The 13209-nt window shown below is 65.9% G+C and carries 12 protein-coding genes and 2 pseudogenes; 1 reads left to right on the top strand and 13 read right to left on the bottom strand.

Features of this window, described 5'->3' with window-relative positions:
- Positions 1–44 precede the first annotated feature (44 nt).
- Positions 45–947, bottom strand: a complete 903-nt coding sequence (locus VKI00_RS12610; protein ID WP_324437790.1) for an LpqN/LpqT family lipoprotein — start codon at positions 945–947, stop codon at positions 45–47.
- A 191-nt stretch (positions 948–1138) separates the two neighbouring features.
- Here VKI00_RS12610 and leuS point away from each other — a divergent pair, with 191 nt between their 5' ends.
- On the top strand, positions 1139–4048 hold the full coding sequence (gene leuS / locus VKI00_RS12605; protein ID WP_324437789.1) for a leucine--tRNA ligase: 2910 nt from the start codon (positions 1139–1141) through the stop codon (positions 4046–4048).
- Between the two features lie 50 nt (positions 4049–4098).
- Here leuS and VKI00_RS12600 read toward each other — a convergent pair.
- The 12 genes and pseudogenes from VKI00_RS12600 to VKI00_RS12545 all read right to left on the bottom strand — a co-directional run.
- Positions 4099–4524: pseudogene (locus tag VKI00_RS12600) on the bottom strand (nitroreductase family deazaflavin-dependent oxidoreductase); the annotation flags it as partial.
- Positions 4525–4616: 92 nt separating this feature from the next.
- Positions 4617–5117: a MarR family winged helix-turn-helix transcriptional regulator gene (locus tag VKI00_RS12595; protein ID WP_324437788.1), complete on the bottom strand. Its 501-nt coding sequence runs from the start codon at positions 5115–5117 to the stop codon at positions 4617–4619.
- A gap of 54 nt (positions 5118–5171) precedes the next feature.
- Positions 5172–5921 (bottom strand): amino acid ABC transporter ATP-binding protein, encoded by a 750-nt coding sequence (locus tag VKI00_RS12590; RefSeq protein WP_414687182.1) that lies wholly within the window; start codon positions 5919–5921, stop codon positions 5172–5174.
- On the bottom strand, positions 5918–7693 hold the full coding sequence (locus VKI00_RS12585) for an ABC transporter substrate-binding protein/permease (RefSeq protein ID WP_324437787.1): 1776 nt from the start codon (positions 7691–7693) through the stop codon (positions 5918–5920). Before VKI00_RS12585 ends, VKI00_RS12590 begins: the two co-directional genes overlap by 4 nt.
- A gap of 20 nt (positions 7694–7713) precedes the next feature.
- Positions 7714–8391, bottom strand: coding sequence for a GntR family transcriptional regulator (locus VKI00_RS12580; protein WP_324437786.1), 678 nt, complete (start codon positions 8389–8391; stop codon positions 7714–7716).
- A 75-nt stretch (positions 8392–8466) separates the two neighbouring features.
- Positions 8467–9267 (bottom strand): LLM class F420-dependent oxidoreductase, encoded by an 801-nt coding sequence (locus VKI00_RS12575; protein ID WP_324437785.1) that lies wholly within the window; start codon positions 9265–9267, stop codon positions 8467–8469.
- A gap of 82 nt (positions 9268–9349) precedes the next feature.
- Entirely contained in the window at positions 9350–10252 is a 903-nt protein-coding gene (locus VKI00_RS12570; protein WP_324437784.1) for an alpha/beta hydrolase, read from the bottom strand.
- A gap of 89 nt (positions 10253–10341) precedes the next feature.
- Positions 10342–10701: a hypothetical protein gene (locus tag VKI00_RS12565; protein ID WP_324437783.1), complete on the bottom strand. Its 360-nt coding sequence runs from the start codon at positions 10699–10701 to the stop codon at positions 10342–10344.
- Between the two features lie 23 nt (positions 10702–10724).
- Positions 10725–11429 (bottom strand): hypothetical protein, encoded by a 705-nt coding sequence (locus tag VKI00_RS12560; protein ID WP_324437782.1) that lies wholly within the window; start codon positions 11427–11429, stop codon positions 10725–10727.
- Positions 11430–11714 carry a hypothetical protein gene (locus VKI00_RS12555; protein WP_324437781.1) on the bottom strand — a complete coding sequence of 95 codons (285 nt, stop codon included), beginning with the start codon at positions 11712–11714 and terminating at the stop codon, positions 11430–11432. It abuts the gene before it with no gap.
- A 143-nt stretch (positions 11715–11857) separates the two neighbouring features.
- Positions 11858–12967, bottom strand: a complete 1110-nt coding sequence (locus tag VKI00_RS12550) for an inositol-3-phosphate synthase (RefSeq protein ID WP_324437780.1) — start codon at positions 12965–12967, stop codon at positions 11858–11860.
- Between the two features lie 53 nt (positions 12968–13020).
- Positions 13021–13209 (bottom strand): annotated as a pseudogene (locus VKI00_RS12545) (PadR family transcriptional regulator); the annotation flags it as partial.

Genomic DNA, 13209 nt, shown 5'->3' with positions numbered 1-13209 from the left:
GGGCCACAATACGAGGCGGCCCGATGCGCCGCAGCGCCCGGCTACTAGTGCGATAACGCCGCTGGTGGAACGGCCGCCGCCGGAGGCACTGGGGCTGCGGCCGGCGCCGGCGGCGGAGCCGGCGGTGGGTTGGACCCGGGTGGGCCGACCCGGAAGCCGTTGATGATGGCGTCGGTGGCCGGCGCCTCGCCGACCGCCGTGGCGGCGTCCGTGTTCACCGCCAGCGACACCAGGTACTTGTCCGGCCCGGAGGTGACGATGACATGGCGCCGCGAGGTGTTGAGCGTCATCTGGTTTTCGCGGTAGGTGCCCTCGATGATCGACGACGGGGATCCGTTGAAGTCGACCAGCGAGGCGTTGGTGGTCCGCCAGGCGGGCAGTTGCGCGCTGTCCAGATAGCCGTGAGTGATGGCCTCCTTGGGATCGAAATCGCCGACCAACCGGTAGACCACCAGCTGGGCATTGGAGGTGTAGAGGCTGGTGCTGTGGCGGTTGGCGGTCACCAGGAATGCATCGGGGACGTTGGGGTCGGGCACCGGTGTCCAGCCCGGCGGCATCGGCAAGGTGACGTCGAGAGCCTTGAAGTTCTGCGCCTTTTGCGGCTCGAGTTGAACGTTCTTGCTCGCGAAATAGTCGCGCAGCGTCCCGGACTGGGCCGGAACGAGCGTCGGCGCCGGTGGCGCGGCTGCCGGGGCCAGCGCCGGCGAGACGGGCGGGGGCACCGCGGGGGCAGCGGCCGCCGTCCCCGGAATCGGGTTGCTGACGGCCCCGGGCGCGACGGTCACGGCCTGCGGCATCACGGGCGCCGCGGGGATCGGAGCGGGATTCGGCCTCGGCGGATACACCGGATCCGCCGATGCGGTGGGGCAGGCAAAGCCCAGCACACCCACGACGCCAACGGCTAGACCTGCGACCGTAACCCGCCAGCTACGGGCAATGTGCATCATGAGAGTCGGTCCTTCCCAAGTCGCTCAGCGGCAAAGCATGAGTCGGACTGTAACCACGTCGCACCAGCGGCAACCAGGCTTGGAATAGACCTGGAATAGACCTGGGATAAAGCCCTGATCGGTCCGCAACGCAACCGAGACAAACGTGTGGCCGGCGGACCCGTCACCGGCGCCCTTATAACCTGTTGGACGTGACCGACTCTCCAACGGCCGCGACGGGCTCCCATCCTGGCGGCCCGGCCGCCCAGGCCGAACCCGATGCGCCGCGGTTTCGGTACACCGCGGACCTGGCCGGCCGCATCGAGCAGATCTGGCAGGACAACTGGAACCGGCTGGGGACCTTCAACGTGCCCAACCCGGTCGGGTCGCTTGCGCCGACGGACGGCTCGCCGGTGCCCGACGACAAGATGTTCGTCCAGGACATGTTCCCGTACCCGTCGGGTGAAGGGCTGCACGTCGGTCATCCGCTGGGCTATATCGCCACCGATGTCTACGCCCGCTACTTCCGGATGATCGGCCGTAATGTGCTGCACGCGTTGGGTTTCGACGCGTTCGGTCTACCCGCCGAGCAGTATGCGGTGCAGACCGGGACCCACCCGCGCACCCGGACCGAGGCCAACATCGTCAACTTCCGGCGTCAGTTGGGCCGGCTGGGCTTCGGCCACGACAACCGGCGAAGCTTTTCTACCACCGACACCGAGTTCTACAAGTGGACGCAGTGGATCTTCCTGCAGATCTATAACGCGTGGTTCGACACCACTGCCAACAAAGCCCGGCCGATCACCGATCTGGTCGCCGCATTCGATTCCGGCGCAAGGCAATTGGACGATGGCCGGGACTGGGCCAAGCTGTCGGCAGGCGAACGTGCCGACGTGATCGACGCCCACCGCCTGGTCTACCGGGCCGATTCGATGGTGAACTGGTGTCCGGGGCTGGGCACCGTGCTGGCCAACGAAGAGGTCACCGCCGACGGCCGTAGCGACCGCGGGAACTTTCCGGTATTCCGTAAGCGGTTGCGGCAGTGGATGATGCGGATCACCGCCTACTCCGACCGGCTGCTCGACGACCTCGACGTGCTGGACTGGCCGGAAAAGGTCAAAACCATGCAACGCAACTGGATCGGCCGCTCCACCGGTGCCGCCGCGCAGTTCTCCGCCCACACGACCGACGGCGAGACCGTCGACCTGGAGGTGTTCACCACCCGGCCGGACACCCTGTTCGGCGCCACCTATCTGGTGCTGGCCCCCGAGCACGAGTTGGTCGACCGGTTGGTCGCCGCCGAATGGCCGGACGGGGTGGACCCGCGTTGGACCTTCGACGCCGCGACCCCGGCTGCGGCCGTCGCCGCCTACCGGCAGACCATCGCGGCGAAGTCCGACCTGGAGCGCCAGGAGAACAAGACCAAGACCGGTGTGTTCCTGGGCGGTTATGCGACCAACCCGGCCAACGGCGAGCAGGTGCCGATCTTCATCGCGGACTACGTGCTGGCCGGATACGGCACCGGGGCGATCATGGCGGTTCCCGGTCACGATCAGCGTGACTGGGAGTTCGCCCACGAGTTCGGGCTGCCGATCGTCGAAGTCATTGCCGGCGGCGATATTTCCGAAGCCGCCTATGCCGGCGACGGAGTGCTGGTGAACTCCGGCTACCTGAACGGGCTGGACGTGGCGGCCGCCAAGGAAGCCATCACCGCGCGACTGGAATCCGACGGTCGCGGTCGGGCGCGCATGGAATACAAGCTGCGCGACTGGCTTTTCGCGCGGCAACGTTATTGGGGCGAGCCCTTCCCGATCGTCTACGACAGCGACGGTCGCCCGCATGCGCTGGGCGAGGCCGCGTTGCCAGTCGAGCTGCCCGACGTCCCGGACTACTCGCCGGTGCTATTCGACCCCGACGACGCCGAGAGCGTTCCTGAGCCGCCGCTGGCCAAGGCGACCGACTGGGTGCACGTCGAGCTGGACCTCGGCGACGGCCTCAAGCCCTACACCCGCGACACCAACGTCATGCCGCAGTGGGCGGGCAGCTCCTGGTATGAGCTGCGCTACACCGACCCGCACAACTCAGAACGGTTCTGCGCCAGGGAGAATGAGGCCTACTGGATGGGCCCGAGACCGGCCGAGCACGGCCCCGGCGATCCGGGCGGTGTCGACCTGTACGTCGGAGGTGCTGAACACGCGGTGCTGCACCTGCTGTATTGCCGGTTCTGGCACAAGGTGCTCTACGACCTGGGTCACGTCAGCTCCCGCGAGCCCTACCGCCGCCTGGTCAACCAGGGCTACATCCAAGCGTTCGCCTACACCGACGTCCGCGGCGCCTACGTACCCGCCGCCGACGTGATCGAACGCGACGGCGGCTTCGTCTACCCCGGGCCCGACGGGGAGATCGAAGTCTTCCAGGAATTCGGCAAGATCGGTAAGAGCCTGAAGAATTCGGTGTCGCCGGACGAGATGTGCGACGACTACGGCGCCGACACGCTGCGCGTGTACGAGATGTCGATGGGCCCGTTGGAGGCGTCGCGTCCGTGGGCCACCAAGGACGTCGTCGGGGCGCACCGCTTCCTTCAGCGCGTCTGGCGACTGGTGGTCGACGAGCAGACCGGCGACATCTGCGTCGTCGACAGCCCGGAGCTGGACACCGAGACGCTGCGGCTGCTCCACCGCACCATCGCCGGTGTCTCCGAAGACTATGCGGCACTGCGCAATAACACCGCGGTGGCCAAGCTGATCGAGTACACCAATCACCTCACCAAGCAACACCGCGACTCGGTGCCCCGGGCAGCGGTCGAGCCGTTGGTCCTGATGCTGGCGCCGTTGGCGCCGCACCTTGCCGAGGAGTTGTGGCAGCGGCTCGGACATCCGACGTCGCTTGCCCACGGGCCGTTCCCACTGGCCGACCCCGACTACCTGGTCGAAGACACCGTCGAGTACCCCGTACAGGTCAACGGCAAAGTGCGCGGCCGTATCACGGTGCCGGCCGACGCCGACGCCGACGCGGTGGAAGCCGCCGCGCTGGCCGACGAGAAAGTGCAGACGTCTCTGGCGGGCGCCACACCGAAGAAGGTGATCGTGGTCGCCGGGCGACTAGTTAACTTGGTCGTCTGACGGGTACCAACGCGCAACCTCGTTGGCGCCGGGCATGACTCGTCTTCTTCCAGCTCGAATATCGGGATCGTGCGCGTGGTTTTTGACTGGTAGTTCGCGTACGCGAACGCAGGTATGGTCGCGTTGATCTTGGGGATGACCGTCTCACGTTCGGGCGGCTCGAGCTCGCGCGCGACGACGTCGAACGAGCCGGTGGCGAGCTCAACGTGTGCCCGCGGGTTGGCCCGCAGGTTGTGCACCCACGCCGGGTTGACGTCGGCCCCATCGTAACCCGCGACGATCAGCAGGTGGCCGTCGATGCGAAACACCACCAGCGGCGCAACGCGCGGCTCGCCGGACTTCCCGCCCGTCGTCGTAAGTAGCAGCAGCTCAATGCCTTCGAATCGCCCCCCGACCTTGCCGGCGTTGGCGCGAAACTCGTCGGTGATATTGCCGTTCAGCGCCTTTAGCGTCTCGGCATCGGGTTTCTGAGCCACCCCAAACAGAGCTACTTGGTCGCGCCGTTTATTCCGATTGGCGGCAATTGTTTTGGCGGTCTTCCGGGCCGGTCAAGCCGAGATTGCGAGGCCTATTCGCCGGCGGCCTCGGCTGTCGGACTGGCCACCGGTTCGCTGGCAGCCAGCCGCTCCAGCGGCGCGAGCGCCTTGGTCAGCGTGTCCAAGTCGGACTCGCTGAGATGGCTGAGTAGCGCGGCCAGGGCGCCGATCCGGTTGGTCAGCGACTCGCGGTGCACGGCCAACCCCCGCGGGGTGATGTCGACCAGCACGGCGCGCAGGTCCGACGGGTCGCGCGAGCGCTTCACCAGGCCGATCTTCTCCAGCCTGCGGATCGCCACTGTGGTGGTGGGTGTCCGGACGCGTTCGTGGGCGGCGAGATCGGTCATCCGGATGGGACCCCGATCGAGCAAGGTCACCAGAATCGACAGCTGGGCCAGCGTCAGCTCGCCGGCTGTCGCGGCGCCGGCGCTGTGATCACCGCGGCGCAGAATAGAAAACAGCTTTGCCAGCGTGCGGTGAAGCCCCTCGGCCAACTCGGTGAGCTCCGGCACCGTGGCTTCGCGTTCCGCCATAGTTCGCCAGTCTAACCTGTCTGGGGTTCACAGACCCAGAAACCGGTTTTGCCGTCAAAGTACTTGCGACAGGAACCGCTGCAACCGCTCGGTTTCTGCGGCCTCGAATATCTGGTCCGGTGGCCCGGTTTCTACGACCTGACCATGGTCCATGAAGACAACTGTGTCGGATGTCGACCTGGCAAAACCCATTTCGTGGGTGACCACAAGCATTGTCATGCCTTCGGCGCCCAAGTCCGCGATCAACGCGAGAATGCCCTTGACCAATTCGGGATCCAGCGCCGACGTCGCTTCGTCGAAGAGCATCACTTGCGGCCCCATCGCCAGCGCGCGGGCGATCGCGACTCTTTGCTGCTGCCCGCCCGACAGCGCGCCGGGACGGCTTGCGGCCTTGTGTTTCATGCCCACTCGGTCCAGCTGCGCGAGCGCCAGCTCGCGGGCCGCGTCGGCCGACAGGCGCTTGAGTTTGCGTGGCGCCAGCATCACGTTGTCCAGCACGCTGCGGTGCGGAAAGAGGTTGAAATGCTGGAACACCATGCCAATTCGCTGCCGGAATCGATTGGGGTCGTCGTTCAACACCGAGCGGCCGTCCAACAGGATGTCGCCGCGGTCAGGTTCGTGTAATCGGTTCAAAATCCGTAGCAGTGTCGACTTGCCCGAGCCCGACGGGCCGATCACCGCCACCGTGCTGCCGGCCGGCGCATCGATATCGACCCCGCGCAGCACGGTATTTCGACCGAACGACAGGTGAATATCCTTGCCCGCCAACGATACTGACTGCGGCTGCGCGTCGCGGTCGGTCACGTCATCTCCTGGCTGGTCGTCAAGACGAGCGGGTTCTCCGGCTCGGTCGCAGCCCGGCCCTGGCGAAGGCGGTGATCGACGAGGTTCACCAGATGGGTCAGCGGGATGGTCAGGATCAGGTAAAAGATCCCGGCCGCCACCAGCGGTGAGAGGCTGCCGGTCTGGGCGTTGAAGTCGCGACCGACCTGAAACAGCTCGCGTTGCCCGGCGATCAGGCCGAGGAAGTACACCAGCGCCGAGCCCTTCAGCAGCGCGATGAATTGGTTGACCAGTGCGGGCAGCACCCGACGGATCCCCTGCGGTATTACCACCAACCCCATCGAGGCGCGGTAGCTCAGCCCCAGCGCGCGGGCGGCTTCCAGCTGGCCGGTCTCGACACTTTGGATGCCGGAACGGAAGATCTCGCCCACATACGCGGCCGCCGTCAGGCCCAGCGCGGCGATGCCGAGCGGGTAGGGGTTGTTGTGAGTCAGCCCGCCCACGATCGGCCCGATGCCCAGCCCGATCAGCAGGATGATCACCACCTCGGGCAGGCCGCGGAAGATGTCGGTGTACACCCGAGCCGGCCAACGCAGCCAGCGGGCACGCGAAATACCGGCAACCGCAAGCACAATGCCCATCGCCAAGCCGATGACACCGGAGCTGACCGTCAAGATCAGCGTGTTGGGCAGCCCCGTCGTCAACAGCACCGGGATGGTCTGCCGGTAGAGGTCCCAGTCGAAGAAGGAGTCCCGCAGCTGGGCCAGCGTCGACTTCGGCGGAGCGGCCTCGTCGATCGCACGATGATGTTGCTCGGCGATCGCCGCGAAATCCGGCAGGTGCGGCCTCGATGCCGACTTCGATCCCGGGTGCCATCCCCGCGGCAACGGCCGCGGAACCCAGTCGGTGTAGAGCTGCGCCCAGGTGCCGTCGTCGATCACGGCGTCCAGCCCGGCGTTCAGCGCGTTGATCAGCGGTTGATTGTCTTTGGCCACCGCGTACGCCACGAAGTTGCCGTGGCCGAACGTGTAGGCGGCGATGGACGCGGTGTCGCCGGGCCGCATCACGTTAGCCGCCTCCATTGCCGGCGCCACCCACGCGTCGATCTGATGGGTCTTCACGCTGGTGTACACGGTGGTGAAGTCTGGGAATTTCACTGGCTCTATATGCAGCGTGTCGACGACGTACGCTTCTTCGACGGTGCCCTGCACGACGCCGATCCGCTGTCCGGGACCCAGCTCGCCGAAGCTGTCGATCGGCGAGCCGGACGGCACGATCAGCGACAGGTAACCGAAGTCGTAGCCGTTGGTGAATCCGACGGTGCGCCGGCGTGCATCGGTGGCCATGATCGACGACGAGCCGACGTCGAAGCGCCGCGTCGCGACCTGGGCCAGCAGCCCGGAGAATTCGGTGCCGGCGAAGACGACGTGTAAGCCCAGCTTGGCGGCGATCGCCCGTAGCAGCTCGTTGTCATAACCGGTGTAGTGCCCCGCGCTGTTCAAGCAGCTGGTCGGGGGACCCCCCGGCTCGGTGCCGACGCTCAGCGTTCGGGGGGTGCGCAGACCCAGCGCGTCGACATTTACCGAACTCAGCGGCTCGACGTCGGCGGTTGTGTGCTTGTCCTCCTGGGGCCGGTTCGCGGTGGCCAGCTTCCTCGGCAGGGCGATTGCGCCGTCTTTTCCCGACGGCTTGCACAGGTTGGTGTCGGCCGCGGCCGACGGAGCCGAACCCAGGCTGCAGGTGAGCAGGATGGTGGCGAGTAGCGCGAACAACTTTCCGGCGTTGACGCTCATACCCCGCAAGGTACCGGGGGTCAGAACACCGCCGCGGGCTTGTCCGACGGGGCCAGCACGCCGCGCCGAACCAGCTCGGTCACCATGACCTCCGCCATCAGTTCGGCGCAGCCACTGCACGCCGCCCGTGCGTCGTCGGGGTCGCGGTGCCGGATGGCTGCCGTCTCGTCTTCGTAGAACGGCAGCATCTCGGCGACGATGCTCGGATAGCTCAACAGAAACGCGCGCGGGATAAGGCCCTGCGATGCGCGAATAGTCGCGTCCAGGCGTGGCCCGGCGTACTCGTCGTTGATCGCGCGCCGATAGTCGCGTGTGGCTCGCTGGAAGGCGCGCGGCTCCTTCGAGGCCCGCAACGTGCGCATGGCGGCTTCGAGCTGGCCCAGGATGCGCGGGGTCGGGTTGGTCGCGGCACGGGCCGAGGCGATGCCGTTGAGCACACCGTGCAACTCGTAATGCTCGGAGATGGTGTCTGCGTCGAAGCGCGAGACGAAGGCACCCCGATGGTAGCGAGTGGACAGCAACCCGTCGTGTTCGAGCTGGACGATGGCTTCTTGAATAGGGACGCGGCTGATGCCTAACACCCTGGCGATTTCGTTGCGGTCGACCCGGTCACCGGTCCGCAGCTTGCCGATCAGTACTTGGTTGAGAATGAAGGCAACGACCTGATCCTTCTCTTTGGCCCCGTATGTCTTAGGCATGTCTTTTCTCAGGCCTTTCGCCCCGCCCGACAAATCCGCGGGAAAGTTTCTCACGCCGAAGGTGGCGACTTGGGCCTAACGGCGATCCCGCCAGCGGCACAACGTCTCGGCGCCCGTCAGGTCGTAGTCCGGGCCGGAAGCGCCGATGGTCAGCAGGCCGACACCGAGGTCGGTCAGCGCCGCGGCCTCGGCGATCAACCGGCCGGCATCCGCGGCTCCGGTCTCGCCGCCCACCGCGGCCGACCGTTCGATGCCGGCCGGATCACGCCCGATGGCGGCGCAGTGCTCGGCCAGCACGGCCGACTTGGCGGGATAGGCGGTTGCGTCGGCGAAGCTGTGCCAGACGTCGGCATGCTCGGCGACCAGCCGCAGGGTCTTCTTCTCGCCGCCGCCGCCGATCAGCACCGGGATGTCGCGGGTCGGCCCCGGATTGAGCTTGGCCAACCGGGACTTGATCCGCGGCAGGGCCGCGGCGAGATCGTCGAGTCGGCTTCCCGCGGTGCCGAACTCGTAGCCGTACTGGGTGTAGTCCTTGCGTTTCCAACCCGAGCCGATACCCAACACCAGCCGCCCGTGCGAGATGTGGTCGACGGTGCGGGCCATGTCGGCGAGCAGTTCGGGGTTGCGGTAGGAGTTGCAGCTGACCAGCGCGCCGATCTCGATGCGCGATGTCTGCTCGGCCCAGGCGGCAAGCATTGTCCAGCATTCGAAGTGCGCGCCGTCGGGATCGCCGTAGAGCGGAAAGAAGTGATCCCAGTTGAACGCGACGTCGACGCCGACGTCCTCGCAGCGGCGGACCGCGTCACGGATGCTTTGGTAGTGCGGGGCATGTTGCGGCTGAAGCTGTACGCCGACGCGAGGGCCAGGGGAACTCATACCAACCAACGTAGGCGGTGAGCTTCAGCCGGGCGACGATGCGGAGCGCGCAGCGCGACGAGGAGGAGCTCGGCAATCGGACCTAGCTGCCGTCGAGCACGCCGCGCAGGATGCCGATCAGTGCGCGGGGCTGATCGCTTTGCACCGAATGCCCGGAATTCTTGACGACATGCATACCGCGGAACGTCTGCGCGCGTTGCTCGAGCTCGGCGGCGTCGGCGTCGGTGACGAAGCCCGAGGTGCCACCGCGTACCAGCGTGATGGGCGCGGACAGCCCGTCGACGTCGTTCCACAGGCCGTCGAAGTCGGGGACTTCCCGGATGCTGTCATAGCGCCACGTCCAACGGCCGTTGTCGAGTCGACGAGAGTTATGAAATACGCCGCGGCGCAACGATTTCGGGTCTCGATGAGGCGCCGCGGCGGTGGTCAACTCCAGCATGGCCGCAAAGCTGGGGAATTCTCGCTCGCCGTGCGCCAGTGCCACCGTGCCGAGCTGCTCCTTGGTCATCTCGGAATATCGTTGCAACGCCGACGGGGTGACGTCGACGAGGACGAGTTCACGCACGAGGTCCGGCGCGACGGCGCCCAGCCGGACCGCGGTCAGCCCGCCCAGCGACATGCCGACGACGAGGTCGGCCTGCGGAGCGAGCTCGTCGAGCACCGGCGCCAGCGCCGCGGCGTTGTGCTGCGGCGAGTAGTCACCGTCCTCGCGCCACGCCGAATGCCCGTGGCCGGGCAGGTCTACCGCCACAGCCGGTTGCCCCAGACCGACGATCACGGTGTCCCAGGTGTGCGCGTTCTGCCCGCCGCCGTGCAAGAAGACGACTCGCGGCGGCGAGTCACCCCACTGCAGCGCGCTGATGGGACCCGCATCGATCCGCTGCGCGTGCGGCAACGGTCCCTCGACGCCGGCCTGCTCGGCGTTCTCGGGCAGCAGCGCGAACTCGGACAGGCCGAGGAGTTCGTCGTCGGAAATGCCGGTCACAGCCCCTGACTGTACGAGCTACGAGGAGACTTTGGGCAAGGCCATGAAGTCGCCCCGGAAAACGGCCGCCACGCGTGCGGTGCGTGCGCTCACCTGTGTCCGGCTTGCCTATCCATCTCGTCAGCGATGCGCTCGAACTCGGCTTGTGGATCTTGAGTCGCGCGAATGCGCTCGCCTTCCTCGCGAGTAATCGCGTAGACACCAGGAATAGGCTCAATCAGATGCCGGTGCAGAGCTTTGAATCGCGTTACACCGTAGCTCGGCTGCTCTTTGAGTCGGCGCTGATCTTCAAGTTTCAGCCGCTCAATGACCGATTCGCGGCTTTCCGCGGTGACCGACCAATCCGACGCCGGGTAATGAGCGCGCCAAGACTTGTCAGCCAATTGCTCAACCTGAGGACGGGAGTAAAACTCCACACCTTCCGCGAGCGAAGTGTCTTCCGGCTCCACTATTTAGTGCACCCCTTCGAAACTCACGGCCACACACCCGATCTATCCCAGTGGTAACGGTAGTCATGTCTGCTGCCATCGGGGTAGTAGTCGGTGCACAGGAAACTGCTCAGGAATGGCTCGCACCAGGTCAAAACGACGTCGGGCGGAGGGCTGTAGGTAGCCAGCGGCGTAAAGTCGACGGGCTTCGCCTCGGCGAAACCGACTTTCTTAATGCCTTCGGTGGCCGCAGTGATCCTGGATCCAATTTCGTCGTCGTGCTCGACCAGTGCCGCGGCACGATGGCGAATGTACGCGGCGTGTCCTTCGGCTCGGGCTTTCCGGGCGGCTCGCTCATGGTGCGAACCACCCGCGCGGGTGTCGGTGACCGTAAGGTCGTCGCCCACCCTGAACCCATCCGCCCGAGCATCATCAACCGCGCCGATTGCCTGCTCTTTCAACGCTTCTAGCTGGTCCCGCCCGAGTTGGGCGATTCCGGCGGCTTCACGCAATTGATACGCCACGCCAGAGACTTTTATCTTGTCTCCGTCGGCACGGGACTGCGCTGTTTCGGCGGCCTCGCCTGTCCAGGGGGTACCGCCTGGGGTGGAAATGTGGTCGGAAATCCGGTTGAAGGCGCTCTCCCAAGACTCGGCGGTATTGGTCCAGTAGGTGGCTGCTTCGCTTAGATGGTCTGTAGGCCAGGCATAAAGCCCTGAAAGGCTCGTCAATGGCGCCGTCGCGGGCATCTACATGCCCTCGGTGATTCCGCGCAATTCGCGAGCGGAGTCGGCTTCGTTCACAGCAAACCTAGCGCTATCAGCGGCGAGCTTCGCCGCCGTCGATTTCATCCGCTCGAAAAGCTTTCCGGAGGCAATGCCGACGTCTGCGTGCGCCATGTTCACGGCGGCCACCGAGCTGACCTGAACAGACACGCTCCGGGGTGGGATGACGGCGGCCAGTTTTGCCGCGACCGTCTCGCACTCAGCAGCCATCATCCGAAGACACTCAACATCGGCCGGCAGCAACTTCACTGGGCAGATTTTATTGCCAAAAACTCGCCCCCGCGAGTCACTCCTATAGCCCAGGCCTTCGTCGCGCTCGCCACACGGCGCCACACAACTGGCTCCACAACGCTCACCGGCCCGCCATCTTGGTGGCGGGCCGGTGAGACGAGTTAGTCGGCGTCGATGATGAACTCTTCGAGCTGAGCGCGCGCGACGTCGTCGGGCAGCTGCTGCGGCGGGCTCTTCATCAGATACGCAGAGGCCGGTACCACCGGTCCGCCGATGCCGCGGTCCTTGGCGATCTTGGCCGCCCGCACCGCGTCGATGATGACGCCCGCCGAGTTGGGCGAGTCCCACACCTCGAGCTTGTACTCCAGGTTCAGCGGCACGTCACCGAATGCGCGGCCTTCCAACCGGACGTAGGCCCACTTGCGGTCGTCGAGCCAGCCGACGTGGTCGGACGGGCCGATGTGCACGTCCTTGGTCTTGAACTCCCGCTGCAGATTCGACGTCACGGCCTGGGTCTTGGAGATCTTCTTGGACTCCAGCCGCTCGCGCTCGAGCATGTTCAGGAAGTCCATGTTGCCGCCGACGTTGAGCTGCATGGTGCGGTCCAATTGCACGCCGCGGTCCTCGAACAGCTTGGCCATCACGCGGTGGGTGATCGTCGCACCGACCTGGCTCTTGATGTCGTCACCAACGATCGGCACCCCGGCGTCGGTGAACTTCTTGGCCCACACCGGGTCGGACGCGATGAACACCGGCAGCGCGTTGACGAATGCCACGCCGGCGTCGATCGCGCACTGGGCGTAGAACTTGTCGGCCTCTTCGGAGCCCACCGGCAGGTAGGACACCAGCACGTCGACCTCGGCGTCGCGCAGCACCTTGACCACGTCGACCGCCTCGGCGTCCGACACCTCGATGGTGTCGGCGTAGTACTTGCCGATGCCGTCCAGAGTCGGGCCGCGTTGCACCGTCACGTTGGTCGGCGGCACGTCGGCGATCTTGATCGTGTTGTTCTCCGACGCGAAGATCGCCTCGGACAGGTCGAAGCCGACCTTCTTGGCGTCCACGTCGAACGCGGCGACGAACTTCACGTCGCGAACGTGGTACTGGCCGAACGTCACGTGCATCAAGCCGGGCACAGTGCTGTTCTCGTCGGCGTCGTAGTAGTACTGCACGCCCTGGACCAGCGAGGACGCGCAGTTGCCGACGCCGACAATAGCGACCCGGACCTCGGGCCGCGCCCCGGGCGCCCCTAGCGGCTTGTGCTCACTCATACCGCGTTCTCCTTAACTCATATCTGTGTGGTGGATGGTGTGGTCTACCGGCTCTAGGACTGCTCAGCGCGGCGTTGCGCTAACAGTTCTGCCGCGATCAACTCGTTGAGCCAATTGACTTCGCGCTCGCTGGACTCCAACCCGAGTTGATGTAGCTGGCGGGTGTAGCGGTCTAACGAGTTACTGGCCCGCGCCACTGCTTCACGCAGGCCTTCACGGCGTTCTTCGACCTGGCGACGACG

The sequence above is a fragment of the Mycobacterium sp. genome (assembly GCF_035314665.1).
In the GTDB taxonomy this organism is placed as follows: domain Bacteria; phylum Actinomycetota; class Actinomycetes; order Mycobacteriales; family Mycobacteriaceae; genus Mycobacterium.
This window is presented reverse-complemented; position numbering and strand designations above follow the sequence as displayed.

Excerpts from the sequence above, each read along its gene's own strand:
- VKI00_RS12560 (WP_324437782.1), bottom strand. The coding sequence starts at position 11,429 with ATGCCCGCGACGGCGCCATTGACGAGCCTTTCAGGGCTTTATGCCTGG.
- VKI00_RS12610 (WP_324437790.1), bottom strand. The coding sequence starts at position 947 with ATGATGCACATTGCCCGTAGCTGGCGGGTTACGGTCGCAGGTCTAGCC.
- VKI00_RS12580 (WP_324437786.1), bottom strand. The coding sequence starts at position 8,391 with ATGCCTAAGACATACGGGGCCAAAGAGAAGGATCAGGTCGTTGCCTTC.
- VKI00_RS12550 (WP_324437780.1), bottom strand. The coding sequence starts at position 12,967 with ATGAGTGAGCACAAGCCGCTAGGGGCGCCCGGGGCGCGGCCCGAGGTC.
- VKI00_RS12575 (WP_324437785.1), bottom strand. The coding sequence starts at position 9,267 with ATGAGTTCCCCTGGCCCTCGCGTCGGCGTACAGCTTCAGCCGCAACAT.
- VKI00_RS12585 (WP_324437787.1), bottom strand. The coding sequence starts at position 7,693 with ATGAGCGTCAACGCCGGAAAGTTGTTCGCGCTACTCGCCACCATCCTG.
- VKI00_RS12595 (WP_324437788.1), bottom strand. The coding sequence starts at position 5,117 with ATGGCGGAACGCGAAGCCACGGTGCCGGAGCTCACCGAGTTGGCCGAG.